General features: G+C 54.1%; 26 protein-coding genes, 2 tRNA genes and 5 pseudogenes. 12 read left to right on the top strand and 21 right to left on the bottom strand.

What is annotated here, in order from left to right:
• Positions 1-57: 57 nt before the first annotated feature.
• Positions 58-1161 (top strand): annotated as a pseudogene (locus H0484_RS06455) (IS3 family transposase); the annotation flags it as partial.
• Between the two features lie 30 nt (positions 1162-1191).
• Here H0484_RS06455 and H0484_RS06450 read toward each other — a convergent pair.
• The 6 genes and pseudogenes from H0484_RS06450 to H0484_RS06425 form a co-directional block, all read right to left on the bottom strand.
• Positions 1192-1290: pseudogene (locus H0484_RS06450) on the bottom strand (transposase); the annotation flags it as partial.
• 269 nt (positions 1291-1559) lie between these two features.
• The gene (locus H0484_RS06445; protein WP_226953700.1) at positions 1560-1874 is read right to left on the bottom strand and encodes a hypothetical protein; all 315 of its coding nucleotides are present in this window, start codon (positions 1872-1874) and stop codon (positions 1560-1562) included.
• A 273-nt stretch (positions 1875-2147) separates the two neighbouring features.
• Entirely contained in the window at positions 2148-2624 is a 477-nt protein-coding gene (locus tag H0484_RS06440; protein WP_226953699.1) for a hypothetical protein, read from the bottom strand.
• Between the two features lie 84 nt (positions 2625-2708).
• A complete protein-coding gene (ampH, locus tag H0484_RS06435; RefSeq protein ID WP_226953698.1) occupies positions 2709-3854 on the bottom strand; it encodes a D-alanyl-D-alanine-carboxypeptidase/endopeptidase AmpH in 1146 nt (381 codons plus the stop codon).
• Between the two features lie 33 nt (positions 3855-3887).
• Entirely contained in the window at positions 3888-4157 is a 270-nt protein-coding gene (locus H0484_RS06430; RefSeq protein ID WP_226953731.1) for a LytTR family DNA-binding domain-containing protein, read from the bottom strand.
• Positions 4158-4186: 29 nt separating this feature from the next.
• Entirely contained in the window at positions 4187-4786 is a 600-nt protein-coding gene (locus H0484_RS06425; RefSeq protein ID WP_226953697.1) for a GAF domain-containing protein, read from the bottom strand.
• Between the two features lie 120 nt (positions 4787-4906).
• On the opposite strand from H0484_RS06425, the gene H0484_RS06420 reads away from it, so the two are divergent.
• On the top strand, positions 4907-6892 hold the full coding sequence (locus H0484_RS06420; RefSeq protein WP_226953696.1) for an FUSC family protein: 1986 nt from the start codon (positions 4907-4909) through the stop codon (positions 6890-6892).
• On the opposite strand, the gene H0484_RS06415 is transcribed toward H0484_RS06420, so the two are convergent.
• From H0484_RS06415 to H0484_RS06405, 3 genes and pseudogenes are all read right to left on the bottom strand, one after another.
• Complete coding sequence (locus H0484_RS06415) at positions 6887-7909, bottom strand: mechanosensitive ion channel family protein (protein WP_315859933.1); 1023 nt, start codon at positions 7907-7909, stop codon at positions 6887-6889. The two genes, H0484_RS06420 and H0484_RS06415, sit on opposite strands and share 6 nt — an antisense overlap.
• Before the next feature lie 120 nt (positions 7910-8029).
• Positions 8030-8374: a zinc ribbon domain-containing protein YjdM gene (locus H0484_RS06410; protein ID WP_226953730.1), complete on the bottom strand. Its 345-nt coding sequence runs from the start codon at positions 8372-8374 to the stop codon at positions 8030-8032.
• Between the two features lie 42 nt (positions 8375-8416).
• A pseudogene (locus H0484_RS06405) lies at positions 8417-8758 on the bottom strand (fatty acid desaturase); the annotation flags it as partial.
• A 38-nt stretch (positions 8759-8796) separates the two neighbouring features.
• Between H0484_RS06405 and H0484_RS06400 the strand changes: the two are divergent.
• Both H0484_RS06400 and H0484_RS06395 read left to right on the top strand, forming a co-directional pair.
• Positions 8797-9882, top strand: a pseudogene (locus tag H0484_RS06400) (IS3 family transposase).
• Between the two features lie 164 nt (positions 9883-10046).
• Positions 10047-10949 (top strand): DMT family transporter, encoded by a 903-nt coding sequence (locus H0484_RS06395; protein WP_226953695.1) that lies wholly within the window; start codon positions 10047-10049, stop codon positions 10947-10949.
• Between the two features lie 151 nt (positions 10950-11100).
• On the opposite strand, the gene H0484_RS06390 is transcribed toward H0484_RS06395, so the two are convergent.
• The gene (locus H0484_RS06390) at positions 11101-11709 is read right to left on the bottom strand and encodes a hypothetical protein (RefSeq protein WP_226953694.1); all 609 of its coding nucleotides are present in this window, start codon (positions 11707-11709) and stop codon (positions 11101-11103) included.
• Positions 11710-12421: 712 nt separating this feature from the next.
• Here H0484_RS06390 and H0484_RS06385 point away from each other — a divergent pair.
• Both H0484_RS06385 and H0484_RS06380 read left to right on the top strand, forming a co-directional pair.
• A pseudogene (locus tag H0484_RS06385) lies at positions 12422-14809 on the top strand (catalase).
• Between the two features lie 30 nt (positions 14810-14839).
• Positions 14840-15346, top strand: coding sequence for a low affinity iron permease family protein (locus H0484_RS06380; protein ID WP_226953693.1), 507 nt, complete (start codon positions 14840-14842; stop codon positions 15344-15346).
• A gap of 43 nt (positions 15347-15389) precedes the next feature.
• Here the strand turns inward: H0484_RS06380 and H0484_RS06375 are convergent, their stop codons facing one another.
• Positions 15390-16358 (bottom strand): MerR family transcriptional regulator, encoded by a 969-nt coding sequence (locus H0484_RS06375; RefSeq protein WP_226953729.1) that lies wholly within the window; start codon positions 16356-16358, stop codon positions 15390-15392.
• 195 nt (positions 16359-16553) lie between these two features.
• Here H0484_RS06375 and H0484_RS06370 point away from each other — a divergent pair, with 195 nt between their 5' ends.
• From H0484_RS06370 to H0484_RS06360, 3 genes are all read left to right on the top strand, one after another.
• Positions 16554-17009, top strand: coding sequence for a fasciclin domain-containing protein (locus H0484_RS06370; protein ID WP_226953692.1), 456 nt, complete (start codon positions 16554-16556; stop codon positions 17007-17009).
• 123 nt (positions 17010-17132) lie between these two features.
• Positions 17133-17408: a hypothetical protein gene (locus tag H0484_RS06365; RefSeq protein ID WP_226953691.1), complete on the top strand. Its 276-nt coding sequence runs from the start codon at positions 17133-17135 to the stop codon at positions 17406-17408.
• Between the two features lie 29 nt (positions 17409-17437).
• Positions 17438-18088, top strand: a complete 651-nt coding sequence (locus H0484_RS06360) for a GGDEF domain-containing protein (RefSeq protein WP_226953690.1) — start codon at positions 17438-17440, stop codon at positions 18086-18088.
• Positions 18089-18115: 27 nt separating this feature from the next.
• Here H0484_RS06360 and H0484_RS06355 read toward each other — a convergent pair whose 3' ends face one another.
• The 3 genes from H0484_RS06355 to H0484_RS06345 form a co-directional block, all read right to left on the bottom strand.
• A complete protein-coding gene (locus tag H0484_RS06355) occupies positions 18116-19780 on the bottom strand; it encodes a methyl-accepting chemotaxis protein (protein WP_226953689.1) in 1665 nt (554 codons plus the stop codon).
• 116 nt (positions 19781-19896) lie between these two features.
• Positions 19897-20718: an alpha/beta fold hydrolase gene (locus H0484_RS06350; RefSeq protein WP_226953688.1), complete on the bottom strand. Its 822-nt coding sequence runs from the start codon at positions 20716-20718 to the stop codon at positions 19897-19899.
• A 19-nt stretch (positions 20719-20737) separates the two neighbouring features.
• A complete protein-coding gene (locus H0484_RS06345; protein ID WP_226953687.1) occupies positions 20738-21352 on the bottom strand; it encodes an FMN-dependent NADH-azoreductase in 615 nt (204 codons plus the stop codon).
• A gap of 103 nt (positions 21353-21455) precedes the next feature.
• Between H0484_RS06345 and H0484_RS06340 the strand changes: the two genes are divergently transcribed.
• On the top strand, positions 21456-22409 hold the full coding sequence (locus H0484_RS06340; RefSeq protein ID WP_226953686.1) for a LysR substrate-binding domain-containing protein: 954 nt from the start codon (positions 21456-21458) through the stop codon (positions 22407-22409).
• A 26-nt stretch (positions 22410-22435) separates the two neighbouring features.
• Here H0484_RS06340 and H0484_RS06335 read toward each other — a convergent pair whose 3' ends face one another.
• The 5 genes from H0484_RS06335 to H0484_RS06315 form a co-directional block, all read right to left on the bottom strand.
• The gene (locus H0484_RS06335; protein WP_226953685.1) at positions 22436-23065 is read right to left on the bottom strand and encodes a tRNA-uridine aminocarboxypropyltransferase; all 630 of its coding nucleotides are present in this window, start codon (positions 23063-23065) and stop codon (positions 22436-22438) included.
• 15 nt (positions 23066-23080) lie between these two features.
• A complete protein-coding gene (locus H0484_RS06330) occupies positions 23081-24001 on the bottom strand; it encodes a ketopantoate reductase family protein (RefSeq protein ID WP_226953684.1) in 921 nt (306 codons plus the stop codon).
• Positions 24002-24129: 128 nt separating this feature from the next.
• A complete protein-coding gene (locus H0484_RS06325) occupies positions 24130-24462 on the bottom strand; it encodes a hypothetical protein (RefSeq protein ID WP_226953683.1) in 333 nt (110 codons plus the stop codon).
• A gap of 71 nt (positions 24463-24533) precedes the next feature.
• Positions 24534-24767: a hypothetical protein gene (locus H0484_RS06320; RefSeq protein ID WP_226953682.1), complete on the bottom strand. Its 234-nt coding sequence runs from the start codon at positions 24765-24767 to the stop codon at positions 24534-24536.
• A gap of 220 nt (positions 24768-24987) precedes the next feature.
• Positions 24988-25063, bottom strand: a tRNA-Thr gene (locus tag H0484_RS06315).
• Between the two features lie 276 nt (positions 25064-25339).
• Here H0484_RS06315 and H0484_RS06310 point away from each other — a divergent pair.
• Together H0484_RS06310 and H0484_RS06305 are read left to right on the top strand one after the other, a co-directional pair.
• Positions 25340-25582, top strand: coding sequence for a hypothetical protein (locus H0484_RS06310; protein ID WP_226953681.1), 243 nt, complete (start codon positions 25340-25342; stop codon positions 25580-25582).
• 111 nt (positions 25583-25693) lie between these two features.
• Positions 25694-25930: a putative hemolysin gene (locus H0484_RS06305; protein ID WP_226953680.1), complete on the top strand. Its 237-nt coding sequence runs from the start codon at positions 25694-25696 to the stop codon at positions 25928-25930.
• 216 nt (positions 25931-26146) lie between these two features.
• Here the strand turns inward: H0484_RS06305 and H0484_RS06300 are convergent.
• Both H0484_RS06300 and H0484_RS06295 read right to left on the bottom strand, forming a co-directional pair.
• Positions 26147-26222: transfer RNA gene (locus H0484_RS06300), tRNA-Asn, on the bottom strand.
• A gap of 41 nt (positions 26223-26263) precedes the next feature.
• Positions 26264-26857, bottom strand: coding sequence for an SCO family protein (locus H0484_RS06295; protein ID WP_390624816.1), 594 nt, complete (start codon positions 26855-26857; stop codon positions 26264-26266).
• Positions 26858-26928 lie beyond the last annotated feature (71 nt).

Below are 26928 nucleotides of genomic sequence, written 5' to 3'. Positions count from 1 at the left end.
ACTGCACAGAAAGGAGAAGGCGCTGGCTGAAGCCGCTGCGCTGCTGACGCTGTCAAAAAAAGCTCAGGCCATCTGGGGCACGAACGAGGACGACTGATTCCTCTGGAGATGAAACAGATGGCCATGAGCTTGATCGACGAAGCCATCAGGGCCGGTGCACGCCAGTCGCGGGCCTGTGCCATGTTGGGGTTAAGCTGCCGCACCCTGCGCCGTTGGCGCAGCGCCCAGACGCTGGTAGACCAGCGCAAGGGTGCGGCCCGTAAACCCAGTGCGAACGCCTTGAACACAGAGGAAAAGGATGCGATTCTGGCTGTGTGCAACAGCGCCGAGTACCAAAGCCTGCCGCCGTCACAGATTGTGCCGTGCCTGGCGGATCAAGGCGTATATCTGGCCAGCGAATCGACCTTTTACCGTGTGCTACGTGAACATGGTCAAGCGCACCGCCGGGGCCGGGCTCAGCCACCCCGTGCCGTACCCCGACCCAGAGCATGGGTGGCCTACGCGCCACTGCAGACCTGGAGCTGGGACATCACATTCTTGCCGACAGCGGTTCGCGGACAGTTTTATCGACTTTATATAGTGATGGATATCTACAGCCGGATGATTGTGGGCTGGGAAATCCACCTTGATGAACGGGCTGAGCATGCGGCAGCGCTCATCAGCAAGGCGTGTCTGCGCCACGGTGTGCAACGCAATAAATTGGTGCTGCATGCGGATAATGGTTCGCCGATGAAAGGTGCCACGATGCTGGCCACCTTACAGCGGCTAGGCATTATGCCTTCGTTCAGCCGCCCAACCGTCAGCGACGACAACCCGTACTCCGAGGCCTTGTTCCGAACCCTGAAGTACACGCCAGCGTATCCGAAGAAGCCCTTTGCAAGTATCGAGCAAGCTCGGCAATGGGTGCAGCGCTTCGTGACTTGGTACAACACTGAGCACCGACACAGCGCCATCAAGTTCGTTACTCCGGCGCAGCGTCATTATGGACATGAAGCCGCGCTGATGGCTCGCCGTCGCATGGTCTATGAAGCAGCTAAACAGGCCAAGCCTCAGCGGTGGAAAGGGCGTGCCACGCGAGACTGGCAGCCTGTCGCGGAAGTCTGGCTCAACCCGGAGAAATCGTCGCTCGGTGAGATCCAGAATTTAGAGCACGCGGCGTGAAGAAAACGGACATCATTGTTGACAAACACCGATGCCGTGCTCTCGGCAAAGCTCCGGTACCGGTGTACCCGCTTCGGACTGCTTGAGGATGGCAATTATCTGACTGTCGGTAAAGCGTGAGGTCTTCATGCAAAATTTCCTGAATACTGCTGTTAGAAAATTCTACCTTTAAGACCGTTCCTTTTCTGGGGGGATTACCGCCCTATTTAGCGGTACGCCGACATTATGGTCTGCATAATAGCGGTCTATTAATCAGGCAGGAGCAATGTGAAGAGATTGAGCGGCGAAAAAATCTGAGAAAGTATGTTTCGCCCAACCCGCTATAAAGCAAACGGAGCACGATGCATCAGTAGCCAAGGGCGTCGCTGACATATCCTGCCCCGCAAATGCCATACGGATTACTTTCCAGCCCCAGTAGTGCCAGACACGTTGAAGCTCTCTAAGATGCCAGCGCGGTCAAAATGGAAATCAAGTGAGCGTCGAGTTTTGCGCTCTTGTGTGCTCGCTACCGCATCACCTGCCGTACCCATGCTAGGCAAGAAGCTCATGGCTTTGGAAACGTAGTCAGGATTGATCTGGTCTTCATGATAGGACCAGAAGTCTTCGCCACGCGATGATTCACTTTTGTACTCGGGCTCACCATACAGTGCTCGCACGTCCGCCTGCGAGGACTTCCCGACCGTCAAATGCTGCTGAACGTAACTGCGGCTCATTCTATCCTCACCACTGCCCCCTGCTACATTTGCACAACCGACCATCACCAACAAAAGGCTTACAGAGGCTATTTTTCTTAACGATTTCATTAGGCTTCAACTAAAGTAAAAAAACCGAAGATTACAGCAGCCTCTTTAGCGTGATCTTGGCACAAGGTAACAAATATATACCTAACAGATAACAGAAATTAACGGACTTAACTTCGAAGCCATACGCATCAAGCACACAGATGGAACAGGACATCTAGCTCTTCCGACAATCAGTAACACTCATCACCTTTTCTTATGAGCTACCTGCACCCAGGCAACCATTGCTGTCTCTGATTGGTTTAACGCCCGGATTACATCAGGAGACTCGGCGTAGCCACATTTAATCAGCGTAAGAGCAGACTCAATGGCAATACTCTCTGGGTAGCAATCAAGCTGCTTTACGAGTAAACGCACCGAGGCCGGCTCAAGTACACCCAGAGCAGCAAGCGCCCGAGCGGCAGTTTCATCGCCCTTCTCTAATTGTTCGCGAAGAAACGGCTCAAGTGGCCGCGCTTTCGGCCCAAGCCGAATAACCACTTCAAGCGCACAACGCAGAGGCAGCCCGAGATCACGATAGGGGATACCAAACTGATTCTTACTCTCGCCTGAAAATAACGACGCCAATTCCGGAACTGCATCAGCACCTTCCTCAAGAAGCTGTAGCTCTGCGTCCAGCATCGTCCCTGTATTCAAGAACAACTCAAAGGTGGGATTTGACATGGGGAGCATCAAGTCATGTTGTGGTCATGCTTGAACGCTATCACAATCGAGCACGAACTGGCTGAGTTTGACCATTATCGGGGCTCACCGTGCCAGCTCTGCCGCCAGTTCACGCACTCGGCTGTGGATGCCGGTGAACATAGCAAAGTTAACTCGGTTAGCGACCACGAAGATGCCTAGGTCACGGTTGGGTGACAGCACCACGTAGGTCATGAAACCGCCCACGCCCCCGCTCTTGCCCAAAAGCAAGGGCGTTCCGCTGCGCGGCAAACTCACCACCCATCCTAGGCCCATACCATCTGCGTCGGAAACCTCTGTGCCGACGACGGATGCCAACCCATCGTAAGGCAGCCACATCTGATGAGCGAGCAGCGCATCCGCACGTTGCTGACGTGCGCCTTCAAGATGCCACTGCAGCCAGCGCACCATATCAGCAGCCGTTGAATACAGCCCCGCACTGGCGTACATCACATCGGGTACCGTGGCGTTCGGATCGGGATGATCAAAAGGGTTTAGACCCGTCATCAAGCGCTTCTTTTGCTCGTCACTCAACACATTACTAGTGTCCTTCAGGCCTGCGGGGGCAGCTACCTCACTGATGAAAAGGGTGTTGTAGTCAGCCCCACCGGCCTTGGCTAATGCATCCCCTAAAAGGCCATAGCCCAGGTTGGAATACAGCATGCTCGTACCAGGAACATAAGGAGGCTTATTGCTATTCATCCATTTCCAATAATAGGCCCGGTCAAAAACGGCAAAGGGGTTATCGGAAGGACTAGCGTCCGGGTTTGGCAGTTCGCGCGGGAGCGCGGCCGAGTGCGTAGCCAGATCCAGCAAAGTGATGGGCCGGCCATTGCTCTGCAGACTGACGCTCTCAGGTGCACACTTGGACAAGGGATCGCTCAGACTCAACTTGCCCTTAGCTGCGAGCGAGGCAAGCACGTCTCCTGCAAAGACTTTAGAGACCGAAGCCAAGCGAAAAATAGATTGCTCATCGGGCTCGATACCACTGCCGGGCGCGGTCTCGCCATAGCCTTGAATGACGAAGTCATCGCCACGCACGACACCTATCACCATGCCGGGTGCGCCCGAATCAAGGAAGATCTGCATCCCAGCCATAGACACCGCTTCAGTGAGAGCTAGATCAGCCGCTCGAGCCGGGTTGAAGCTGATGACGCAGGCCAGCACCAAGGTGGCGGTCGACAATAATGAAGAAATGCGGGAAGCCAACATACGGAGTCTCTCTGCTTAGTTCAACGATAGGGTTCACTCAAAACCATACCTAAAACCAGAGCAACAACTAGCTTGACAGGATGAATCGACACGCCGGTCAACCTCTACGACATGCAAGGCGTTAATGACCAATGTGCGATGAATACGAAAGAAAGTTCTCTGGGGCAAGAGCGTTGACCACACCCCCAGAGATCGAGAGTCCAGCACCATGGAACCGTTCGCCAGCCAGACCTCACTGTAATTTCCTGCCGAGCGCACACCCAAGATAACGTCGGGTTGTACCCCCTGCACCACCCCTCTCATGCTCAGATACAAGGTGGGTGAATGACTGTTTACGAGATTTGCCGATGGGTTCCTGGGCGATTGCCATACTTGGCATGCCCAATCAGCCTGGCGCATTGAAGTAAGGCATCGATTTCCTCTTGTGGCCACTCACGATAGTTCTCAGTGGTGTCAAACCCGATAATGCCGCAAAGCTGGCCTTCGCAGAAAACCGGCACGCTCAAGACACTCTTGTCCTCTTGTCGAATGAACTCCACCTGAATCACACGCGCCGCGCGCGGTAACTCGTGAATGTTATGAATCGCAACGGCCTTACCTTTGACCATATACCTATGCAGCCAGGCAATTAAGGTCGTGGGCACTTCCTGCAGCTCTTTGACATAGGGCGTCGTCTTGCCCCGACACCATTCATGCGTATTGCGAAATCGCAATAGATCGGGCTGATACTCAATCATCCAGGCTCGATCAACATCGACTGTTTCACCCATGACAGCCAAGATCTGTGAGATAGCTTGGTCGACCGGGTAGCGCAGCAGGCTGTCGGCACAGTGGAAAAGCCAGTCGTGCGCCGAGTGTGCTTGGATAGACGCGGGGGTATGGAGAGTGACGTTGCTTCTTTGCTGCGCGGTGGCCTTGTGCGCGTCGTTCAATGACACCTCCTTTGCGATGGTTACCCTGTTGTGTACGGTACTATAGACCCGCCCCTACTCGGGGACTCCTGAAACACATAAAGGATTCGCTGGCATCGCGAATCATTTGGATGCCTTGACATGCACCAGAATAACGCCGTTGATGTCCAGTTAAACCCTAACGCCTGGCTCAGAGAGATGTCTCGCCTCAGCCCCGCGAAATGGGACATCAGTCGCTCTTCCCGTGCCGCATTGGCAATCGCGCTGCCCATGCTCATTGGCTATCTGACCGGCACTCTGCCCCACACCATGTGGATAGCCATGGGCACCATGTTCCCCTCGATGGGTGAACGTGATGCGCCTTACTCTTTTACGATCCGCAAAGTATTGATCTCGGCACCTATCGGGGCATGTGGTTTCTTGGTGGGCTATGCCGGACTATGGGGGCTGGATTGGGGGTGGATTGTTCTGCTGATGAGTGTGCTGGCTTTTTGTTTAGCCATCGCCAGCAGTTACAGCGCCACGCTCTCTATTGCCTGCCTGCAATTCATGGTGATGGCTGCCGTCTCGCTGGGCAATCCCGAGATCGGGCAATTCTGGATGTCTTCCGTGCTGATGCTGGTTGGGGCTACGCTTTATCTGCTGTTGCTCTTGATGGAAAAATGGCTAAAACCCCATCACCTTCGCAAAGACGCCATTGTTCAAGTACTGCAAGCCCTGATCGACATATGCCAAAACAAGCTGGATGGACAAGACCTCGAAGCAGCGCGCCTGCAATTCAACATCAAGTACGAGGCCCTGTACAACTTCATGCTCCAGACCAGATATCGGGCGCTAGGCCATAACAAGCTTCTGGACCAAACCGCTGATGTTGTTCAAAACCTGGATAATCTTTTCGCAGCGCTATTGGCCGAAGACAAGCTCGACCAAGTGCAGATTCTGCAAACGCACTTGCGCAAGCTCACCGATGCTTTCGAACACGATCAAGAGTTTCAAAACCTCGATAGTCACGGTGTGGCACTGTGGGATGCAGTCAATGACCTGACCTTTGCGCTGTGGGGCAGCGCAGCCTTACACGCCCAATTGAAACAAGCGCCAAAACCGAGGTTGAGCATCAGCCTGATGCTACAAAAGCTCAGCCCTGGTAAGACAACCCTGCGTTCTGCCACGGCACTCGCCTTGTGTACCGCTATCGGCTATGCCTTGCGTTGGGTAGACGATGTCTCCCATTGGTATTGGGTTCCCATGACGGTTGCGATCGTGATGAAACCCGAATTAGGTTCTATTTTCGTGCGGGCCGTCCAGCGTACGGTGGGGACGGCAATGGGTGTTCTGCTAGGCGGGTTTCTGCTCGCCTTCGTACCCGTCGGTCTACTGTTTATTTTGATCATCGCCACTATCTCTTTTTTCCTGCCCTGGCTATCACAACGCAACTATGCCTTGACTACACTGGCCGTCACGCCTCTTGTGCTGGTGTTGATCGATTTTCTGTCGCCCACTCATCATGGTTTGATGTACGCAGACTTGCGCCTGCTAGACACCCTGACAGGTTGCGCCATCGTGCTGATCTTCGGCTATATGCTATGGCCCCGCAGACACGCAAGCGAGCTCAATCAGGCCATGAGCACTGCACGCCTGGCGATTGCGAACTATCTTCAACTGGTGTTGGACAATCGTCAGCAACCCGAGGCGGTTCCCTTGAGTGATGCCCGCCGGGACGCTTATGGAAAGCTGGTAGACATGCGTTCGGCCCTGCAAAAATCTATGGCTGAGCCACCGCCGGCAGGCTATGAAGCGGCAGCCTGGTTTCCCTTGGTGGCGTGCGCGGCCCGCCTGTGCGATGCGATTACGGTGTACTCTGCCACTGCTAGTACGCAGCCGTCCCCGCAAGAGTGGGCCTGCCTACAAAAGATGCCAAAAGCCCTAGCAGAACTCAATGATCTACCTGCTCTGCCCGATGCGGTGCTTAGCGCAGACACGCCCGAATCCCGCTTGCTTACCACCCTGAATAAAGAAAACCACGTCCGTCTGCGTTTATACGAACGAGTCCAGGCTCAAGCCCATCACCTTGCGAAAAAGGGAGGCGATGGCAGCCCCACTTCCCCCCTTCGGGATCAATCGCTATGACTCCGGTATTTTGGACAACTGTACCGTTCGGGTCGGGAAGGCGAAATCAGCGCTATGTTGCTGCACGATATCAATAATCGACAGATAAACATCCTGCTGGACACTCAACCATTCCGCCCACTTTGTCGTTTTGGTAAAGCAATACACCATGATGTTCAATGACGAATCGGCGAAGGCATTGAAATACACCAACATCGTTTGTGTTTGATCGATGTCTGGATGCTGAGTCAACATCGTGCGTATCTCTTCAACGATTGTGCGGATCTTGCCTGCGTCCTCATAACGTAAGCCTAGCTCGGCAGTTATGCGGCGATTCGTCATGCGACCTGGATTTTCGACGCTGATTGACGAAAACAGTGAGTTGGGGACGTATAAGGGCCTATGGTCAAACGTCATGATCTTGGTCAAGCGCCAACCGATCTCGACTACCGTGCCCTCGATATTGCGATCCGGCGAACGAATCCAGTCACCAACATTGAACTGACGATCAAAATACAGCATTGTGCCCGACAGCACATTGCTCAGGATATCCCTGCTCGCCATCCCGATGGCGATGCCTCCGATCCCGCCAAAAGCCAGCAGGCCGGACATACTAAGCCCGAAATGTTCGCCAAAAAACAGCAACAAAATGATGAGCGCGCCAAATTTCATCACTCGGGAAATCATGCGAGCAGACGTTGGATCCCGCCCCTTATGAACTTGCGCTTTCTCTAGCCGGTTTAGCAGCATAGACAGCGAGAACATAAACACGCAGATGGCAATGGCGCTGGCGGCGAGGTCGACCATGCGAGACGTAAGCCAATGCAGTTGAAAATCAACTATCGCCATGTGCGCATAATGACGTGCAACAGCGATGGCGCAGAACAGCAGCACCACTTGTATTACATGCACCAAGATACTGCGAGACCAACTGCGTCTTCGATGTTCCAAAAATACAATGACGAATGACGCCACTAGATAGGCTGCAAAAATGCCTGTACCTATGAGGTATTTACCCAGTAAATCTTGATCGACCAAAGCATTTCCTTTTCAGGCAGTTCTCTAGTTTGAACCGAAAAGCTGCCCGATACATCTTACGAGCGGCAAGGCAAGCCCTCAGACTGAGGGGTGCCGCATCATTTTTAACGGCTGGAAGGATCAGATTTTCTTCACGAATTCCGACTTCAAGCTCATCGCCCCGAACCCATCTATCTTGCAATCAATGTCGTGATCCCCATCGACCAAACGGATATTCTTGACCTTGGTCCCCATTTTCACGACGCCGCCCGACCCCTTGAGTTTCAGGTCTTTGATAACGGTGACGCTATCTCCGTCTTGCAGCACGTTTCCGGCCGCATCACGGTAAACACGCTCGTCTGACTCAGCTGATGCCTCGGCTTGAACCGGCCATTCGTGACCGCATTCCGGACAAATGTAGAGTCCGCTACCGTCTTCATAGGTAAGACTGGATTGGCATTGGGAACAGGGGGGTAAAGTACTCATATCAAAAATCCTAAAAACAGGCTCCTTCTGGCCTGCGACGTTCAAAGATTGACTACGATAGTAGGGCACAAACAGGCCCAACACAAAAACACGCAGCATATAAGATACCAGCCCTCTTTCGTTCAAGGCATCCGGGGTGCGGGTTCGGTATTCAAGGTCGTGCAGCCGAGTCAGGTCGGACCAATGGACACGCGAATGCTCATGATGAGCTACGTGCAAGCCGATATTAAAGAGCAAAGGATTGACCATGCCTTCAAAGTTACGAGCATAGGCGAGTTGCTCGCCATGCCGGCCCCGATGGCTGCCATCGGCATGCGCATGCTGCGGGTAATTCGTGGTCAACAACCAGTGCGGTAATCCCCCCAGAAAAGGAACGGTCTTAAAGGTAGAATTTTCTAACAGCAGTATTCAGGAAATTTTGCATGAAGACCTCACGCTTTACCGACAGTCAGATAATTGCCATCCTCAAGCAGTCCGAAGCGGGTACACCGGTACCGGAGCTTTGCCGAGAGCACGGCATGAGCAGTGCCACGTTCTATAAATGGCGCGCCAAGTACGGAGGCATGGATGCTGGCCTGATGTCACGCATGAAGGAGCTGGAGGCGGAGAACGCCCGGCTTAAAAAGATGTATGCAGAGGAGCGGCTCAAGGCCGAAATCCTGAAGGAAGCCATTGAAAAAAGTGGTGAAGCCATCTCACCGGCGTGAGATGGCGCAACGAGCGGTGAAGCAGTTTGAGGCCAGTATTCGTCTAGCCTGCGACATGTTTAGCATTAGCGAGAAATGCTATCGGTATCAAGCCAAATTAAGCAGCGACAATCAGCAGATTGCTGACTGGCTGCTTCGCTTGACTCATAACCAACGGAATTGGGGGTTCGGCTTGTGCTACCTGTATCTACGCAACGTGAAAGGCTTCAAGTGGAACCACAAGCGCGTATACCGCATTTACCGCGAGCTGGAATTGAACATGCGTATCAAACCGCGCAAACGCTTGGTGCGCGAGCAACCAGAGCCCTTGGCAGTGCCGTACGCGCCCAATGAAATCTGGTCGATGGACTTTATGCACGACCAGTTGGCTGACGGGCGCAGCATCCGGCTGTTCAATGTAATCGACGATTACAACCGCGAAGGCCTGTGCATTGATGTGGACTTCTCGCTGCCTGCTTTACGAGTGATTCGTTCGCTTGAACAGGTCATGGAGTGGCGCGGCAAGCCAAAAATTATTCGCGGTGATATGGCCCGGAATACGCAAGTTCTGCACTGATGGGCTGGGCTGAAAAGCACCATATCAAATTGCAGTTTATCCAACTAGGTAAGCCGCAGCAAAACGCCTATATCGAACGGTATAACCGCACGGTACGCTACGACTGGCTAGCTCATCACCTGTTTGATTCTGTGTCTGATGTCCAGGACTTCGCCACACGCTGGCTCTGGACTTACAATCACGAACGGCCAAATATGGCCTTGGGCGGCATTACGCCAATTCAAAAAATGGCCTTGGCCGCTTAGCCTCTACGTTTAACGACCGTTAAAAATGGGGGGATTACCTAATGATGCTGGGGTATTTGTCTGGTCGCGCTCAGGAAAAACTCACGAAGTAATACAACATTGAATTTCTGCGAAAATGCGACTTTAGGTTGAGGTCTTTACCGTAAGGGCGAAGGCCAAGCAGAATGAACTCCGAAACCAAGAGCGTCTTACCGACTTATGCGGCCCTGATCATGATCTGGGCTTTGACACCGTTGGCCATAGTTTGGAGTGTGTCAGAGATCCCGCGCTTATGGTCGCTGGCACTGCGGTTCTTTATGGCCTTACCCTTGGTGTTGCTTATCGTGGCGGTGCTCAGGGTGAAAGTACCGCTTACCATTAACGCGCTGCATAGCTATCTGGCGGGTTCATTCAGCCTGATTGTGTCCCAAACCTTCACGTACTTGGCCACAAGCTATCTTTCCTCGGGCATGATTGCCTTGATGTTTGGTTTTGCCCCTATCATTGCCGGCCTGATTGCCTTTGGGCTATACCGGCAGCGTTTGTCAGGTAATCAGTGGCTGGGCATGGGGGTAGCTATTTGTGGGCTTTACACGATTTCGGTGGCGGGCGAAGAAACGCATATCAGCATTACAGGTTTGCTTTTGATGCTGGGGGCATTGCTGACGTACGCGACTTCTATCTTTTGGGTTAAACACATTAACGCAAGAGTGTCTCCGATTGCGCAGGCCGCAGGTTCCATCACGGTATCGACCTTGATGGCACTGTGCATGGTGCCTTTCATCTGGAGCGACGTCCCTCAGGCCCTGCCGGGACCTAGGTCTATGCTGGCAATTGGCTACTTGGTCGTCGGCGCATCTATTGTGGCCATGTTCTGCTACTTTAAACTGGTGCAAAAAGTCTCTGCCACCACCTTATCTTTAGCCACCGTATTGACGCCCATGTTGGCTATTTGCTTTGGTATCGTACTTAACGACGAACCTTTCCGGATCAATATTTTGATCGGTAGTGCGTTGGTGATAGGGGGGCTGGGAATGTATTTCTATCGCGATTTAAGAAACTTAAGAGCAGGGCAACTCAGGGATTGAGCGCCTATTTGGTCGTGCCTTGGGGTTGGTATAAGTACTTCTACATGGTTGCTGCATAGCGTACAAGCACAACAGGCTACATCACGTTGCCTGTTGTGCTTTGAATCAAGCGATATCTTCACTTGTATTTAGTCAAGTAGTGAAGTCTGATTCACAGCATGGACTTACGCTGCTGTTCCGCGCGTGAGGCACCAATAGCTGTTTCCACCTGCTTCACCTCTTCGGGTGGCGGCAGTACAGCAGGCATACCCAGGCTTTGGATCCAGAGTTCACGGCACCAACCTTGGGTGTGATAAAGGTGATGGTCCTCATCTTTTTCTACCCGCTTATGCGCGTCCTTCAGGATTTTTCCGGTTTCGCCTGTGGCCGCCTCTGCTACCTTACCCAATAGTTCCCAGTTGGCATGGTCCTTGGTCTCGGCGTGGACCACACACTCACAAGCCACCAATTCTGCTAACACCGCGTTCCCGCTGCTTTTGGCGAGCTCCATTGCCTTAACCAAGGAATCGCCGATCAGTTTTACGACGGCGCGTGAGGGCGCTTTTTCGTCGGCATTAAGCCCCAGTTGATCGCAGGCGTGGCGCACGACATTCTGGTGACTCAAGGTTTCATCCAGATATTCTTCCCACTCTGCACGCAGGTCGTCATTCAAGGCGCAGGTCAGGGCTGTCCGATAGACCTGTTCACCGCCAAGTTCGGTTTCCATCATTTGCAGTAGCAAGTCTTTCAATTGTGCTTCGTCATAACGTGCCTTAGCCATTTTTATGCTCCGATTTAAGTTGATGAGCCTGGGTGTCCATAAGGCATAAGGGCAAAAAGCATGCCTGCCCTCGGGGGGCGGGTCTTCTTGATCCAAAATAGGTCTAAAGGCCGGGGGGGGTAAAAATTTCAGCCTTTCTGCATATTTAGTAATCATGCAAGAGGGGCGAAGCAAACCTAATTTGAGAGTAAAGGTCTGCTTACCCCGTCTTTCATTGCTAAGCATTTTCATCAGTCGCCGCGATCCTTTTTGGTATCGGCAGAGCGCTCTTCCTGGACAGCTTCTGAGGCCTTGCCAGCATCGTGGTTAAGAGTGGTGACGCCATGAGTTGAACTCACATGCGGTTGAGGGTTGGCCGCGCCCGCCCCTGATTGTGGTACTTGAGACGACTGCGGTTTAGAGTTTGAGGTAGTAGAGGTGTCTTCAGTGCGCCGCTCCGGGGCGCCCCCAGCCTCAATATCTGAGGAGTGAGGAGTCATGGGCGTGGGTTGAGGGGGGGAGGTCTGAGCGTGGGAGCATCCAGCCAACATGAGTAGGCCGACTGAAGCCACGGCGGCTTTAACGGCTTGATGACTCAAGAAAATGCTCCTGGGTTTGGTTGAGGGAAGGGCGTGAGACGCCGCTCCTTCATGCCATTGAGCAAACGGCGTTCCTTCCCCCGTAGGCACGAAACTTGCTGAGCTTGCGATAACTCAACCCCTAAAGGTGTCTTATGAAGCAAGCAAAAAAAACGGTTGCGCCACGTAAAAGTGCGAAAGCAGCGCCGGCTCGTAATTCGGACAGCGGCCCCAGCGCCGTGCAAGGTGTAGATGAACTGTCAAGCAAAGGAGTTGGCTGCAGCCATGCCCCACAACCCCACGAAAGAGAGCGAGCATGGCTTCGAGAATGGCCTTGCAACAGCTACGGGCGCTACTGCAAAGCCTGCTTCTCGCATGCCGACCTCTAGCACGTCTTCTGAACGTCATGCTTCCACCAAAGTAGGCACGCTGGCGACGGAGAGCGTAAACACCACTATCGACACCTTGGATCGTGTGCGGGTGGACTCTACAGGCCAAGTGCTGACCACCAATCAAGGGGTGAAGATTGCCGATAATCAGAATTCCTTGAAATACGGCGTGCGAGGCCCCGCCTTATTGGAAGACTTTATTCTCCGCGAAAAAATCACGCACTTTGATCACGAACGTATTCCAGAACGTATCGTGCATGCGCGTGGCTCGGGTGCACATGGTTTTTTTGAATGCTATGAGTCAATGGCCGAGCTGACCCGCGCCGCTCCTTTTCAAGAAGCGGGCAAGATCACTCCAGTATTTGTGCGCTTTTCCACAGTGCAGGGTGAGCGCGGATCGAAAGATACGGCACGTGATGTGCGCGGCTTTGCCGTAAAGTTTTACACAGACGAGGGAAACTGGGATTTGGTAGGTAACAATATGCCGGTGTTCTTCATACAAGACGCTATGAAGTTCCCTGATTTGGTACATGCGGTCAAGCCTGAACCGCACCATCAGATGCCGCAGGCTGCTAGTGCTCATGACACTTTTTGGGACTTTGTGTCGTTAATGCCGGAGTCCACTCACATGTTGATGTGGCAGATGTCAGACCGTGCCATTCCACGCAGCTTCGCCACCATGCAAGGCTTTGGGGTTCACACCTTCCGCTTCGTCAACGTGGCCGGTGATTCCGTCTTTGTGAAATTTCATTGGTCACCTGTGGCGGGTACGCACTCATTGGTGTGGGACGAGGCAGTAAAAATTTCCGGTGCTGATCCCGACTACAACCGCCGTGATCTTTGGGAGCGAATTGAAGCCGGCGTTTATCCCGAGTTTGAGTTGGGTGTGCAGGTTTTTACCGAAGAGCAGGCTGAAAAATTTAGCTTCGACATTTTAGATTCCACCAAGATTGTTCCTGAAGAGCTGGTACCCGTACGGCCAGTTGGCAAGATGGTGCTCAATCGCAATCCCGACAATTTCTTTGCCGAGACTGAGCAAGTCGCCTTCTGTGCGGCGCATGTGGTGCCTGGCATAGACTTTTCCAACGATCCGCTATTGGCCGGCCGCATACATTCCTACGTGGACACCCAGATTTCTCGTTTGGGTGGGCCCAATTTTCACGAAATTCCCATCAACGCTCCGATAGCACAAGTACACAACAACCAGCGCGACGGTATGCACAGACAAGCCATACACCGAGGCAAAGTGGCCTATGAGCCCAACTCTTTGGCGGGCGGCTGCCCTTTTCAAGCGGGCGCCGCTCAAGGCTTTGTTTCCGTGCCGGCTCGTATACAGGCTAAGGAAGAGCAGGGCAAGATAAGAGCTAAGCCCGAAAAATTTGCGGATCACTACACTCAAGCGAAGCTTTTTTCGATAGTCAGAGCCCTACCGAGCAAGCCCACATTGTTGCTGCCTTTCGCTTTGAGCTTAGTAAGGTCACAGTGCCGGCTATTCGCGAGCGCATGGTGGCCTCTCTGCGTAATGTGTCAGATGATTTGGCTTCAAGTATTGCCGCGGGGCTGGGCATGCAGGCCTTGCCTGAACCCATGCCCAAAGCCCTAAAAAAAGCGCCAACGCCCGAGGTGAAAATTTCTCCCGCCTTGTCATTATTGGCGCGCCCCGGTGATGGAAGCATCAAGGGGCGCAAGGTCGCCATCATCGTCGCTGACGGTATCAAAGGCGAAAGCGTACTGGCACTTCATCAGGCACTTTTTGCAGAAGAGGCCGTGCCTCGCTTTGTGGCCCCCCGCATTGGTCCGATACAAACGGCGGATGGTACAGATATTAACGCGGATGCCTCGCTGGAAAACGAACCCGGCTTTTTGTTTGATGCCTTGGCTTTGCCAGATGGAGAGGAGGGCGTGCGCCTACTGGCCTCGGAGGGACATGTTGCCGAATTCATTAAAGATCAGTACCGGCATTGCAAGCCTATTTTGGTGATGCCTGCTTCGTCTTTACTGATGAGTAACGCTCAAATCCCAACGCTATTGCCTTCGGGTGATCCGGATCCCGGCATTTTGATGGATGTTGGAACAGAGAGTTTTGATAATTTCATTACTGCGATTGCTCGGCATAGACACCCAGAGCGGGAAACGGACCCGCCACTGGTTTAAACGAGCTCAACAATCAGGAACACTGTCGCCATGGAAACCACTGATAACAACAAACGCACCCGGGCAGCAACGGATGCCTTGGGTTCGATGCCCGACACCTCAAGTGCCTCGTATGCTGATCGTTCGCGGGTTTTTACGGCGTTTGATCACTTTGCCAGCAAGGTTACGCGCTGGGCAGGGACGCCCGTGGCATTTTGCATTGCTCTGGCCTGCGTGCTGGTTTGGGCCTCGACAGGGCCCATGTTTGGCTACTCAGAAAATTGGCAGTTGGTGATCAATACAGGTACCACGATTGTCACTTTTTTAATGGTGTTTTTGATCCAACAAAGCCAGAACAAAGACAGTGTGGCGCTGCATTTAAAACTCAATGAGCTTTTGGCCGCCAGCCAAATTGCGAGTAACCGGATGATAGGCATAGAAGATTTGGACGAAGAGCAATTGCGTCAAGTGGCTGCTTTCTACGATAGTCTGGCCGAGCGCGCGCGTAAAGCGGGTGCGTCGCAGGAATGTCATTCGATAGATGACGATGTACGTTAATGAACGTGTAGTGAGGGGCATTTCCTATGAAATGGGAAGGGCTTCAAGACCATAAGCCCTCGCTGCGCATGAGGCTTTCCATGGCGGTTTCAAGAATAGCCCGGGCGCGACCTGCGGCTAGTTCCAAGTCTTTATGTAAGCGGACGTCTTGTTCATTGCGAGAGGCACACTGGGCACTATAGCGCTCGAAGCTCCCCACCATCATAAGCAGGTCGGCTAAATGGCGGGGGCACTCGCACAGCACGCCGTTGGGCTTGGAAGTAATCGACGACAGCCATTCTTCGTCAAAGCGAATCCCAGGTACATTGGCTGTTTCCATACCGGTGCTGGCGTCTTCCTGCGCGGGCAAACGCTCGCCGGTCAAGGCTGAGCGGCATAGCGCTACCAACTCGCCCGCTTCTGCAGGAACTCGGGCCGCCAAGCATCCTTGTAAGCGCAAAGTGCGAATGGTAGCTGTGGCACAGAAGCGGTATAGCACCACCACGGCCGAAGCGCTGTAAGCCTCTCGAGCAGCGAGTATCTTTGGGATGGCCGCGTCATCAAGCTCAGACGACTCTATGAGCAATACTTCTACCTGATAGGCGCTTTTAAGTGAGGCAGCTTCGTCTAAGCGAGGGCAATAAGCCAAAACCTTGAGTTTGCTGCCTTCTAAACCACTTGAGGCGATACGCCGAGCTAATGGGCTGCCGATGACGGCGACGCGTATGGGGCCGTGACCCAAAGGGGTAGTGTCGATGCCGGGCAAAAGGACATGCAGCTGCTCGACTGGTAAATGAGCAATCGCACCAATGGCGTGGCCTGAGTCTACCAATTGCTTAAGCACGCCCAAGCGTCTGACTTGTTCTGCGGTGTAAAACCGATGTCCGCGCTCTGTGCGTTCAGCGCCTGAGACTTGGTAGCGCCTTTCCCAAACGCGTAAGGTCTCAGGCGAGAGCCCGGTTAATCGCGCAGCGACTCCTGCTCGATACGTAAGCGGTTTATCAGTGTTGACTGTTGGAGAGCTTGGGTGGATATCACTTTCATTTTGACTTCTTGCACCCGCCGTTTCTCGTTGTTTGTGCTGATCTGAGCGCATAATTGACCCGTTTTTGACCCGGTTAATATTGAAAATATCGATTCATTATATAGGCATAAAGCCTGTGCGGAGCTTACCTTAGCAACACGCGAAGCAAATTTCGCGCCTCTGCTAATCAAACAGGAGCCTCACATGAAACGCTTTCTTATTGGTACATCCCTCGTCTTCGCATGCACCGCAGCTCAGGCTGCTGACATCGTTGAAACCGCGCAATCTGCCGGCTCGTTCAACACCTTGGTGACGGCCGTGCAAGCTGCAGATCTGGTAGAGACGCTTAAAGGGCCGGGGCCATTCACCGTCTTTGCTCCTACGGATGCTGCTTTTGCCAAAATACCTAAAGAGCAGTTGGATGCTTTGTTGAAAGATAAAGCGGCTTTGACCAAAGTCCTGACCTACCATGTTGTGCCAGCCAAAGTCATGGCTAAGGATGTGAAGACGGGTGCTGCCAAGACGGTGGAAGGCAGTGCGCTGGCTGTTATGGCCCAAGACGGGAAAGTCATGGTCGACAATGCCACGGTTGTTCAAGCCGACGTGCTTGCAGACAATGGTGTGATCCACGTGATTGATGCCGTTCTCTTGCCTAAATAAAGTCAGAAGTGGCCCGACTGTCTGCTGAGGTATTCCTTGGTAACTTTTTACGGGTCTGATCAAGGGCCGGACCGGAAGCAAGAATATCGTGAGCCCACAATCACCCTTGGCCGTGCGATCCTGATGTTTCAGTTTTCTGATGACTTGCCGGCCAAGGCAACGTGGATGAGACGGGGCCTGTGGTCTAGGTTTACGCCGGATGTGGAAGTCGTATTCAGGCGGCTTGACGATGCCGAGCTGTTGCGCTACGGGCGTTGGGCAGCCTTGGCTGCCATCCTGGTCATGCTTGTTTATGGCGTGCTCGATGTTTTTATGCTTGAGCTGGCACTTTTGCCCAGTTTCTTGTGGGTGCGATTCCTGTTTGTCGTCATACCCCTCACTTTTGTAAAGAAATCGTAGTCCGCACGCTTTTTCTTGCTACGACTAACGTGATCGGTGTGGTCAGCGCCATGCTGCGAGAGTATTCAGCGCGTCGCAATTTTGCTTTGGCTGTGCAGTTGAGCAATCAGGCTAGCAAAGACTTTCTGACGGGGCTGCACAACCGACGAGCGTTAAGAAAACGTTTGGAGTATGTTTGGCGCCATGCCATACGAGAGGAGCAGGTCGTTAGCGTGGCCATGATAGATGTGGATTGGTTCAAACGCTACAACGACCACTACGGGCACGCCGAGGGTGACGTCGTGCTACGTCGTATGTCACGTGTGCTGCAAGCGCATACCCAACGGCCGCTCGACATCGCGGCGCGTTATGGGGGTGAAGAATTCACTTGTGTCTGGGTGGGTAACGATGCTGCGGGTTTGCATACTTTGCTTGAACGGATTCAGGCCGATGTCCACGATATGTACATTGAGCACCAGCATTCGCCTTTGGGACAAGTCAGCGTCAGTGTAGGGGCCGTACAAATAGAGCCGCACCGTGGAATCGATGTAGACGCTACGCTACGCAGGGCAGACAAGCTGCTTTATACGGCTAAAAGACAGGGCCGCAGCCGTGTCGTGTTTGCACCCCTAGAGCGGGAGCCTTTAAGCATTATGTACCTGGGGCCGCAACCTGGCGTACCGCTGCAGCTGCCTAGTTAGTTCTTTGCTCGAGCCAATTTTGTTGATTCAGGCTGGGGTGGCCATCCACTCAAGAGTCTTTGGCGGCGGGATGCCCTCTATGACAGAAGACTCAAGCGTTTCTTCAATTTTCGCTTGTATATCTAAGTGTGTTTGGTCTGCTTGTTCAAGTTGAAACACCGAAGTAATGTCATGTAGGCGTAGTGCCTGGGCGGAAAGTTTGCCGGCCGCATCATCTGTTTGGCGAACCAAAGGTAGGTTGGACTGAGTATCAGATTTAACGGACTCCACCACTTGCCGCACGTTATCGATGCTCTCGGACTGTTGTGCAGCCGCTTGCGCGATCCAGTCTATGCGTTCGCTTACCGCGCGCACGGCCAAAAGAATGTCGTCCATGGCCAACCCTGCCTGCCTGACTTGCCCGGTGCCGGCCGCCACGCTGAGGTCCGATGCTTCTATCAAGGCTTTGATATCTTCTGCCGCTTGATTGCTGCGCTGAGCGAGTTCCCGCACTTCGTTGGCAACTACTGCAAAGCCTTTGCCATGAGCACCCGCGCGAGCCGCTTCGACAGCCGCGTTCAAAGCTAGTAGGTTGGTTTGGGTAGCGATGCCGGTGATCAGTTTGACGATGCTCTGAATCCGTTGTGCGCAAGAGGCGATGTCGTTCATATTGGTAATAACCTGAGCGACGGCTTCATGGCCTTTGCTTGCGGTATTGCGTGCCTGTTGCGCCATTTCGGTGGCGGTTTTTGCATGTGTGCTGCTTTGCCGCACGCTGTCGTGCAAAGTTTCTGTGGCCTGTGTGACTTGTTCCAGCGCGCTGGCTTGACGTATCGTTTGATGAAAAATCTGTTTGCTGCGATAGGCAATATCCTGTGTGTCTAGGCGCATCAAACAGGCGGCTTCGCGGATCCCTGCCACCGTATGCACCAAGTTGCCTTGCATATGGCTGGCGCCCTCCAGCAGCGCGCCGATTTCATTGCGTCCTCCGCTGGGTAGGCGCCCGCGCAAATCGCCCTGGGCCATCAGCTTGAAGTGCGCAAGCAGGGTGCTCAGCGGTTTCAAGACCGCACTTCGTATAACTCGATGCGCGCCCAAAGTCATGATGAGGCTTAATATCAGCAGCCCGCCCAGGGTTTTCATGGCGTTACGGGACATGCTGTCGGCTTGAACCAAACCTAGTTGCGCCAGTTCCCGAGTGCTGGCTTGATACGCATCCAAGGCCTGGGTAAAGCTTAAGGTGGCGGATTCCATCACCTGGTCGGAAATTCTATTGGCCTCAATCCCATTCCATTTTTGCAAGGCATCGGCCAGTGGTAATAGGCCTTGGGCCAACAGCGCTTGATAGCTTTCAGCGACGCGCTGGTAACTCGGGTCGTCTATATTCAAGGCGTTATCGCGGAATTGCCCAAACCGCTCCGTGCTGCGATCCAGCAGTGTTTTGGCTATAGCCAGCGCCTCGTCGCGCCGCTCTGTCTGACCGCCTTCCATATAGGTTTTGGCACTGATAAGGGCAACGCGGCTTTGGAGCATCAGCAGGGAGGCATCGCTAAGATGGTTGGCTTGTTCTATCCCTTGATGCCCTAAATCCGCGATCAAGCGCTGGTTTTCTTTTAGCATCCACAGGCCCGCAATACCGGATGAGGCGAATAAGCCTACAAAGCTGAGCAAAATCAGCAGCAGGGTCATTTGTATGCGTAGGTGTTTCAGCATGGCACAGCGGCGCGGGAGCCCCGGATAAATGTCGGAGCGCTATTGTCCCCAGGCAAGATTGCATGGGCATGACACATCCGCAATCATGCTGGTAAAAAAGCCTTTGGGTGGCCGCTTTAAGCGAGAAAGTCTGTCACGACTTGATTGAAACGTTGGGGGTGTGCAAGGTTCATCGCGTGGGCCGCACCGAGTATTTCTGTCACTGCGGCTCGTGGTAAATATTGGCCCAGTGTGTCGATGGTCAGTTTAAAACGCGGCAGGCTGCGCTGGCCTTTGACGAGAAGTACAGGCAGGTTCAACTCACTGACTTCGTGCTCTAGATAATTCGGCAAAGTGTCGTCTTGCAATTGGCTGAGCAAGGTTGAAGCGTTGTCCAGCGCCATCTGACGGAAGCTTTGCGGGCTGGCACGCCAACTGCCTGGCCGGCTGACTCCGTCGACAAACAGCGTCAGGGCGTATTCCACTTCTCCGCGCTGCAGCATCGATACGATGTCTTGTCGCCACGCTTGGCCGGAGTTCTTGTCAGCAGTGCCCGCAGAGGTCGATATGCCGAAACTTCCTCCGGGCTCGGCCAACACCAGGCGGCGTACGCGGTCGGGAGCAAGTCGCGCCAACTGGTAAGCCAGAAAGCCCCCACGAGAGTGTCCGACCACATCAATCGCTTGATCATGGCTAAGGTGCTCAAGCAGCAGGCTCAATGCTTCCAGGTCGTCTTGCCAGCGCATGCGTTTAAACACATGCAGAGGGTAATAGGCGGGCAAGCTGGGAGCGATGACTGAATAGCCCGCTGCGGCCAATGGCTGTAATTGTCCTTGCCAGAAGCGTGCATCGCACAATGAGCCATGAATCAACAAGAGTGGACGACCCGCGCCCGCACGCAAGCAGGCCCAGGGCGGGCCAGCCTGTATATGCAGTGTCTCGAACTCAGGATCGGACATGAGCGTGATTGCCTGATCCTCAGGCTGCCAGGGCCTCGATCTCTTGACGGGCCTGAGCCAAACCTTGCTCACGACTTTCTGCGCCCATATCCAGGCCTTCTGCGCGCACAACCTGCACATCGGTAACACCCATGAAGCCGAAGACGGCTTTCAGGTAGCTTTCTTGGTGTTCCATGGCGCGACCGGCTTCGCTGGTGGAGTAGATGCCGCCACGACTGAGCGCGAGAATGACCGTTTTATCGCCGAGCAGTCCCACAGGGCCGTTCTCGGTGTACTTGAAGGTCTTGCCACCTTGGGCAATGCGATCCAGCCAAGACTTCAGTTGGGCAGGAATAGTGAAGTTGTAAAGGGGGGAGCCGATCACGATGACGTCAGCTTGAAGCACTTGCTCAACCAGAGCTGCCGAGACTTCGTTCTCTGCGCGTTGCTCAGCAGTCAGGCTTTCGTCCGACACGGGAATGCGAAAACCCAGCGCGTCGCGTGTGAGCGGGTTGGGCGCCTCGATAGCCAGATCCAGATACTGGACTTGTAGATCGGCATGGGCTTTGCGCCATTTTTCGACGATCTCGCTGCTCAGCTGACGGGAAACGGAGTTGACGTTAGAAATACTGGAATCGATGTGTAGCAGTTGCATGGGGTCCTCATTTCGTGTGATTTATCGTTATTATCCATCAGCAATTATTGTTTGATAAGTTGTCCTTTATAAGACTTATTGTTCTATTTTTGGGCTCAATGATATGCAAGACTTAAATGACATGCGGTACTTCGCTGAAGTTGTCGAGCATGGCAGCTTTGCTGCTGCGGCCCGCTCCCTGGAATTACCCAAGTCGCGGCTTTCACGCCGCATTGCCGCGCTCGAGACGCAGTTGGGGGTGCGCTTGTTACAGCGAACCACGCGCAAGCTATCGCTGACGCCCGCTGGAGAGCAGTATTTTCGTCATTGCGTGGCCATACGAGACCAAGCCGAGCAGGCGCAGGCTGAGCTCGAAGCCGTGCGCTCAGAGCCACGCGGTATCTTGCGGATGGTGTGTCCGGTCACGCTGGCACAGTCTGTTGTCGGGCCTATATTGCCGGAGTTTCTCGCCCGCTACCCCCAAATGCGCATAGACATGCAGGTTAGTAACCGCAGTGTCAATTTGGTCGAAGAGGGGGTGGATCTTGCCTTGCGTGTTCGCGCCAGCCTGGAAGACAGTGGCAGCTTGATCATCAAGCGTTTGGGCCTCAGTCATGGTGTATTGGTGGCAAGCCCAGAGCTGCTGCGCCGTTTGGGGCGGCCCACCACCCCGAGCGAGATGGACGCTCTGCCCAGCGTAAGCATGTCGCTGACTGACGGCCGTATGCGACTGACCCTTACTGGACCGCAAAACAGCCATCACGCCGCCGTTTCAAGGCCGGTCTGCACGACCGATGATTTGATCACTTTGCGTTTCGTGATTTTAGGGGGCGTGGGTATAGGGGTGCTGCCCGACTACATGTGCCAAGACGATTTGGCGCGGGGGCGGCTGGAGCGCGTTTTGCCCGAATGGTCATTGCCCCCGGGTATCGTGCATGCCGTTTATCCGTCTCGACGCGGCATGGCGACCGGCGTAAGGGCCTTCCTGGATTTTCTTGACGAAAAGGTGGTGTGCCAGGAAGGAGAGGGCGTGGTGGGCTTGTCGGTCCCCTTTGCTGCCAGCTCGGTCAGTTTCTAAAAAGCTACCGGAAAAAACCTTCAGGATCAGCGCTTGCTTATTGATCGCTTGGCGCTTAAGGCAAGGTGGCGGGTATAGGCTGGCTCGCCCATGGCTCGTATCTGGTTTTCTATCATGGCCTCGAAGGGCCGCAGCAAAGGGGTGAAATCCGTTTCGGGCTCAAGCGCCGCCAGTGTGTGTGTAATGGCTTCTATGGTGCTGACGGCGTCATCGCGTTGCGCGTGGCGCACCCGATAACGTGAAACTGCACCGGGCTCCAGGACTAAGCGGGGTAGCTCTGCCAGGCAGGCGTTCTCGCGCACCAGTCGCCCTGCTTGTCGCCAGGTGCCGTCGGGCACAATCAATAGATCGGGCAGGCAAGCAGGGGCTTGATCGCGCCACTGCTGGGGCGTGCGTGCCGCCGGCCCTGGAAACAAGAGCGCCGGGCGGCTGGCACTTTGCAAGCGTGGCGCCAGGTCGGGGAAGTGTTCACCGACCCAGCACTGGGCATGTGCCAGCCCTAATATTGCCAGGCGCGCAGTGTTCAAGGGGTGTTTGAATTCGTCGGGGTGTTGCAGCACCAATATTTGGGTGCGATGCGCAACGATCTTGATATATGGGCAGACACAATGCGTTTCAGGCCGCATGCAGGCTGAACACTGGGGGCGGCGCGCCATAATAGGGCAGGGTGCTTAGGATTGTTGCTTGGCGCTGTAGGTTTGCAGTACAGCGTTGGCAACAGCAAGCATGGAACCCGGCAGGCCGACGGTCTGTGATCGGCGAAGCATGTCGCCCACCAAGTGCTCTCCTTCTATGGGCAAACCGGCACGCAGGTCGCGGTACATGGAGGAATTGAAATTGGAGTTGGGATTGGTCAGCGCGCGTTGAAAGCCGGCAATATCCTGAGGATGCATGGGGTGGCCCACCGCTTGAGCGGTATCCGTACATTCCTGAAAAAGTTGCAGGGCGATGGCGCCGCCAGCCTCGCTGCGCATGTATTCGCCTACCGTACCTTGCAGCAAGCAGTTGGCGGCGCCTAAGGCTGCCATACGACAAAACTTATCCCACATGTGGTCCATGATGTCGTCTGTCAGTTCGGCGGCGATGCCGGCTTGCGATAACGTCGTCCACACCGCTTGTGCCTTGGCGCGCTGACTGGTGCTGCGCGGGCCCAAGGTAAGGCTGCTGTACGCATTATCGACTCGGATATGGGTGGCAGATACTTGAGTCGCGATGGTCTTGGCTATACCACCCAAGACGCGTTCGGCTCCGAAGGCTTCATCCAGGCGATCCAGATGACGCAAGCCATTTAACAAAGGCAGGATATGCGTGTCTGGGCCGACAGCGCGTGAGATGTCGCTAATGACGCTTTCCAGCGCGGGGGCCTTGTTGGTCAGAACGATAAGATCGTAGTTGCCGTTCAGGCTGTCTGCGGTAACAGTGTGCGGCTGTAGATGAAGCTCATCGCTGGGTAACTGTAACTTAAGGCCTTGCGCATCGATCAGGGCTTTGCGTGCGGGGCGAACCAAAAAATGAACGTCTACGCCATGCTGGTGCAAGGCTGCGCCAAATAGAGTGCCGACAGCACCGGCGCCAACAAATAATATTTTCATGAGGACTCAAAGGGGAGGCGGCGCGAGGGCCGCAGTGCCAATGGGGAAGTGGGGGGCTGAGAAATGCCGCAACCCCATTGTTGCATAGGCTCTTGTGAATATGAAACGGCTAGGTCGCTGATGAGAAATCAGCTGAGTAAAAGTTCACCCGCACGGGCGAGCTTGGTGTAAGCCACCAGCTTTTCCTTGGTCTCAATTGGGCCGTTATGGTGACCTGGCGCGTCTATGAAAACGCCCCACCATAGTGTCCAGTGGGTGTTGCAGCCAGGTTTTTTCCAGGGCTGCATATGTTCTGCCTGTTGCCCTATGTATTCTGGTCTAAGCAGCCAGCGTGCCAGTACCGGCCCGCCGCTACGTATGGCCATGGAGGTCTTGATGGCGTGCACATCATGGACGTGGTTGGCCAAGGTAAAAAGATGAACGCGATAACCCAAGCGCTCGGCGCGACGTATCTTGGACATATTCCGCGAAGATAGGCTTCGCAGCAAATGCTCTAGGCCTTGCCTATCTGCGCATGCCCGCAGATCAAGCATCATGGGCGTGGCACCTCGCCCATGGTCGTGCATGTTGTAGCGTTGCGCCACATTCCGCATACGCTTAGCGCTTGTGCCGAACCCGGACCTTTAGCGTGTTCTGTGTCCAGGCTAAGGTTGATGGAGGCAGGAGGGCCGCCCCATTGACATAAACGAGTGGCCTGACGCCGCCAAACGATCAAAGGATCAAGGACGGAGTAATAAAGACGCATCAGCAGAGCGAGGGGTCTCATGCGGTTTCGCGGCAGGCGCAGTAACAGTGATGGGTTGACGGGCGTGCTTCATTAAAAGGAGCGAGCCGTCAGAGGGGTAAGGCCAGGGAGGCTGAAGACGATCGCATGAAACACTTGGTTTGACGCGATGGCAGCGGTACGTTTGACCGGATTTGATGAGCACCCATGCCGGTTTCGGGAAAAAGCCCTTAACAGTGGCTGGGTGTTTTGCATGTAAAGATGGTGCCGGCTAGAGGAGTCGAACCCCCGACCTTCGCATTACAAGTGCGCTGCTCTACCAACTGAGCTAAGCCGGCGAAGGTGAGCATTCTACCTGTTTTTTGAGAAAGGTGTGCGTAAGGGGTATTTTTAGTTAAGGGTTTTCCCTGTGGTCATTTTTTATCCGTTTTGTTCAAAGCGCTTACATGACAAGTACTTGCAAGAACTGGCCCCAGCTTGCCCCCAGCGTTGTTCACAGGGGGTGGGGACAACTTGGCTGTGTTTCTAGGGGCTGCTTTATGAGGCGATTGCGTTTATGATGGTCTGAGATAAGGGCAGCAACGATGGTTCATCCGCACTCCAGGAGACAAGCAATGAAAGTCGAGCATCCTATCCACACAGAAGATTACCGCGACCACAGTTATGCCGTTCACTGCGAACCCTCCAGTCTGCGGCCAGGCAAGTGGCTGGTTTGGGTCGATATTTTTGAAGGCGGGGCCGGCGGCCAAGGCACCTTGCTCATGACTGCCGAACACGAATACACCTTCACTTCCCAAGAAGAAGGAACCCAAGGCGGTAAAAAACTGGCCGAGCAATTGATAGACGCCGAGAGCTGAGGCCCTTCGGCAGCCGAGCAGCGGTGTCTAGGCGCCAGGTGGCGCATTATGCGCACTGTGTTTTTCCAAAGTCCTTGAGCATACAATCACTCAAACACATGAGGAGTTGTTATGCGCATCATTGGAATAGGGGCGGCTGCCCTCTTGTTGGCGGCTTGCACGGTGACGGGGCCAGATCCTGTGCTTACCCTCGGCTTACCCAACCCCGCCTCGGTTTATTGCATAGAACGAGGCGGTACGCTGGATATCAAAGAAAGCCCACAGGGTGACGTCACTACGTGCGTGCTCTCGGACGGCACCCGAGTGGATGAGTGGGAGTTTTATCGGCAAAACCACCCAAATGAGTAGGGGGAGATTGCCTGGTAGGTAAAAGTAGACCAGCCTATATACCCTAGGCTGGTCTTTTACTTGCAAGTAGTGGGAAAGCCCGCTTTGAAAGCCCACCAGCTCACGGCGGAAATCACAAACTACTGGATATGAGACGGTGTCTCATATCGCGGCACATATACAAAGAAAAAGCGCCTAGGTCATAAAACCTAAGCGCTTGATCTTACTGCATATACTTGGCTCCCCGAGCAGGGCTCGAACCTGCGACCTGCGGATTAACAGTCCGTCGCTCTACCGACTGAGCTATCGGGGAAAGAGAAAAAGATTATAGCACGCTTTTTTCAGATGTGCGAATCAATGTAAAGAAAGTACTTTACGCAGGTCCGCCGCGACTTCTTGGGGCGTCTGTTCGTGACGCAGGGCAAGCTGCAGCTTGCCTTCGGTATCGTGTACGTAAGAGAGTGCCGTGTGGTCTATCGTGTAGCTGGAACCCGTAGGTACCTTTTGGTAGAAGACCTTGTATTCCTTGGCTGTGCGGGCAATTTGCTCGGGTGTGCCGGTAAGCGCGATGAAGCCTGGGTCAAAGGCCGATGTATAGGCTTTAAGGATTTCTGGTGTGTCGCGCTCGGGGTCTACGGTGATAAAGGCCACTTGCACGCGCTCGGCGTCGTCACCTAACAACTCTTGAACCTTCGAGGCTCTAAGCAAAGAGGTAGGGCAGACATCGGGACACTGCACAAAACCAAAGAAAACCACCAGAGCCTTACCTTTGAAGTCTTCCAGCGACCTCGTTTTGCCCTCTGCGTCGGTCAGCGTGAACTCCCGCCCCATTTCTGCTTGCGCTAAAGAGATGCCGCCCACATCGCCTAAAGGGTCGGTGCGTGAGCAGGCGCTCAGTAAACCGGCGAAAACAAGGGTGGCCAAGGCCAAAGGGCGAAGCAGGGACACGGTGAACTCCTTATGTCTTAAAAGGTGGGGCACGCCTGGTGTGCAGCCCGCATTATGCCAGTGGTGCTGAC

Source organism: Mesopusillimonas faecipullorum (assembly GCF_020539505.1).
Classification (GTDB): domain Bacteria; phylum Pseudomonadota; class Gammaproteobacteria; order Burkholderiales; family Burkholderiaceae_B; genus Mesopusillimonas; species Mesopusillimonas faecipullorum.
This window is presented reverse-complemented; position numbering and strand designations above follow the sequence as displayed.

Coding starts and splice junctions, on each gene's coding strand:
- H0484_RS06445 (WP_226953700.1), bottom strand. CDS start 1,874: ATGAGCCGCAGTTACGTTCAGCAGCATTTGACGGTCGGGAAGTCCTCG.
- H0484_RS06440 (WP_226953699.1), bottom strand. CDS start 2,624: ATGTCAAATCCCACCTTTGAGTTGTTCTTGAATACAGGGACGATGCTG.
- ampH (WP_226953698.1), bottom strand. CDS start 3,854: ATGTTGGCTTCCCGCATTTCTTCATTATTGTCGACCGCCACCTTGGTG.
- H0484_RS06430 (WP_226953731.1), bottom strand. CDS start 4,157: ATGAGAGGGGTGGTGCAGGGGGTACAACCCGACGTTATCTTGGGTGTG.
- H0484_RS06420 (WP_226953696.1), top strand. CDS start 4,907: ATGCACCAGAATAACGCCGTTGATGTCCAGTTAAACCCTAACGCCTGG.
- H0484_RS06410 (WP_226953730.1), bottom strand. CDS start 8,374: ATGAGTACTTTACCCCCCTGTTCCCAATGCCAATCCAGTCTTACCTAT.
- H0484_RS06395 (WP_226953695.1), top strand. CDS start 10,047: ATGAACTCCGAAACCAAGAGCGTCTTACCGACTTATGCGGCCCTGATC.
- H0484_RS06390 (WP_226953694.1), bottom strand. CDS start 11,709: ATGGCTAAGGCACGTTATGACGAAGCACAATTGAAAGACTTGCTACTG.
- H0484_RS06380 (WP_226953693.1), top strand. CDS start 14,840: ATGGAAACCACTGATAACAACAAACGCACCCGGGCAGCAACGGATGCC.
- H0484_RS06370 (WP_226953692.1), top strand. CDS start 16,554: ATGAAACGCTTTCTTATTGGTACATCCCTCGTCTTCGCATGCACCGCA.
- H0484_RS06365 (WP_226953691.1), top strand. CDS start 17,133: ATGTTTCAGTTTTCTGATGACTTGCCGGCCAAGGCAACGTGGATGAGA.
- H0484_RS06355 (WP_226953689.1), bottom strand. CDS start 19,780: ATGCTGAAACACCTACGCATACAAATGACCCTGCTGCTGATTTTGCTC.
- H0484_RS06350 (WP_226953688.1), bottom strand. CDS start 20,718: ATGTCCGATCCTGAGTTCGAGACACTGCATATACAGGCTGGCCCGCCC.
- H0484_RS06345 (WP_226953687.1), bottom strand. CDS start 21,352: ATGCAACTGCTACACATCGATTCCAGTATTTCTAACGTCAACTCCGTT.
- H0484_RS06340 (WP_226953686.1), top strand. CDS start 21,456: ATGCAAGACTTAAATGACATGCGGTACTTCGCTGAAGTTGTCGAGCAT.
- H0484_RS06335 (WP_226953685.1), bottom strand. CDS start 23,065: ATGGCGCGCCGCCCCCAGTGTTCAGCCTGCATGCGGCCTGAAACGCAT.
- H0484_RS06330 (WP_226953684.1), bottom strand. CDS start 24,001: ATGAAAATATTATTTGTTGGCGCCGGTGCTGTCGGCACTCTATTTGGC.
- H0484_RS06325 (WP_226953683.1), bottom strand. CDS start 24,462: ATGTCCAAGATACGTCGCGCCGAGCGCTTGGGTTATCGCGTTCATCTT.
- H0484_RS06320 (WP_226953682.1), bottom strand. CDS start 24,767: ATGAGACCCCTCGCTCTGCTGATGCGTCTTTATTACTCCGTCCTTGAT.
- H0484_RS06310 (WP_226953681.1), top strand. CDS start 25,340: ATGAAAGTCGAGCATCCTATCCACACAGAAGATTACCGCGACCACAGT.
- H0484_RS06305 (WP_226953680.1), top strand. CDS start 25,694: ATGCGCATCATTGGAATAGGGGCGGCTGCCCTCTTGTTGGCGGCTTGC.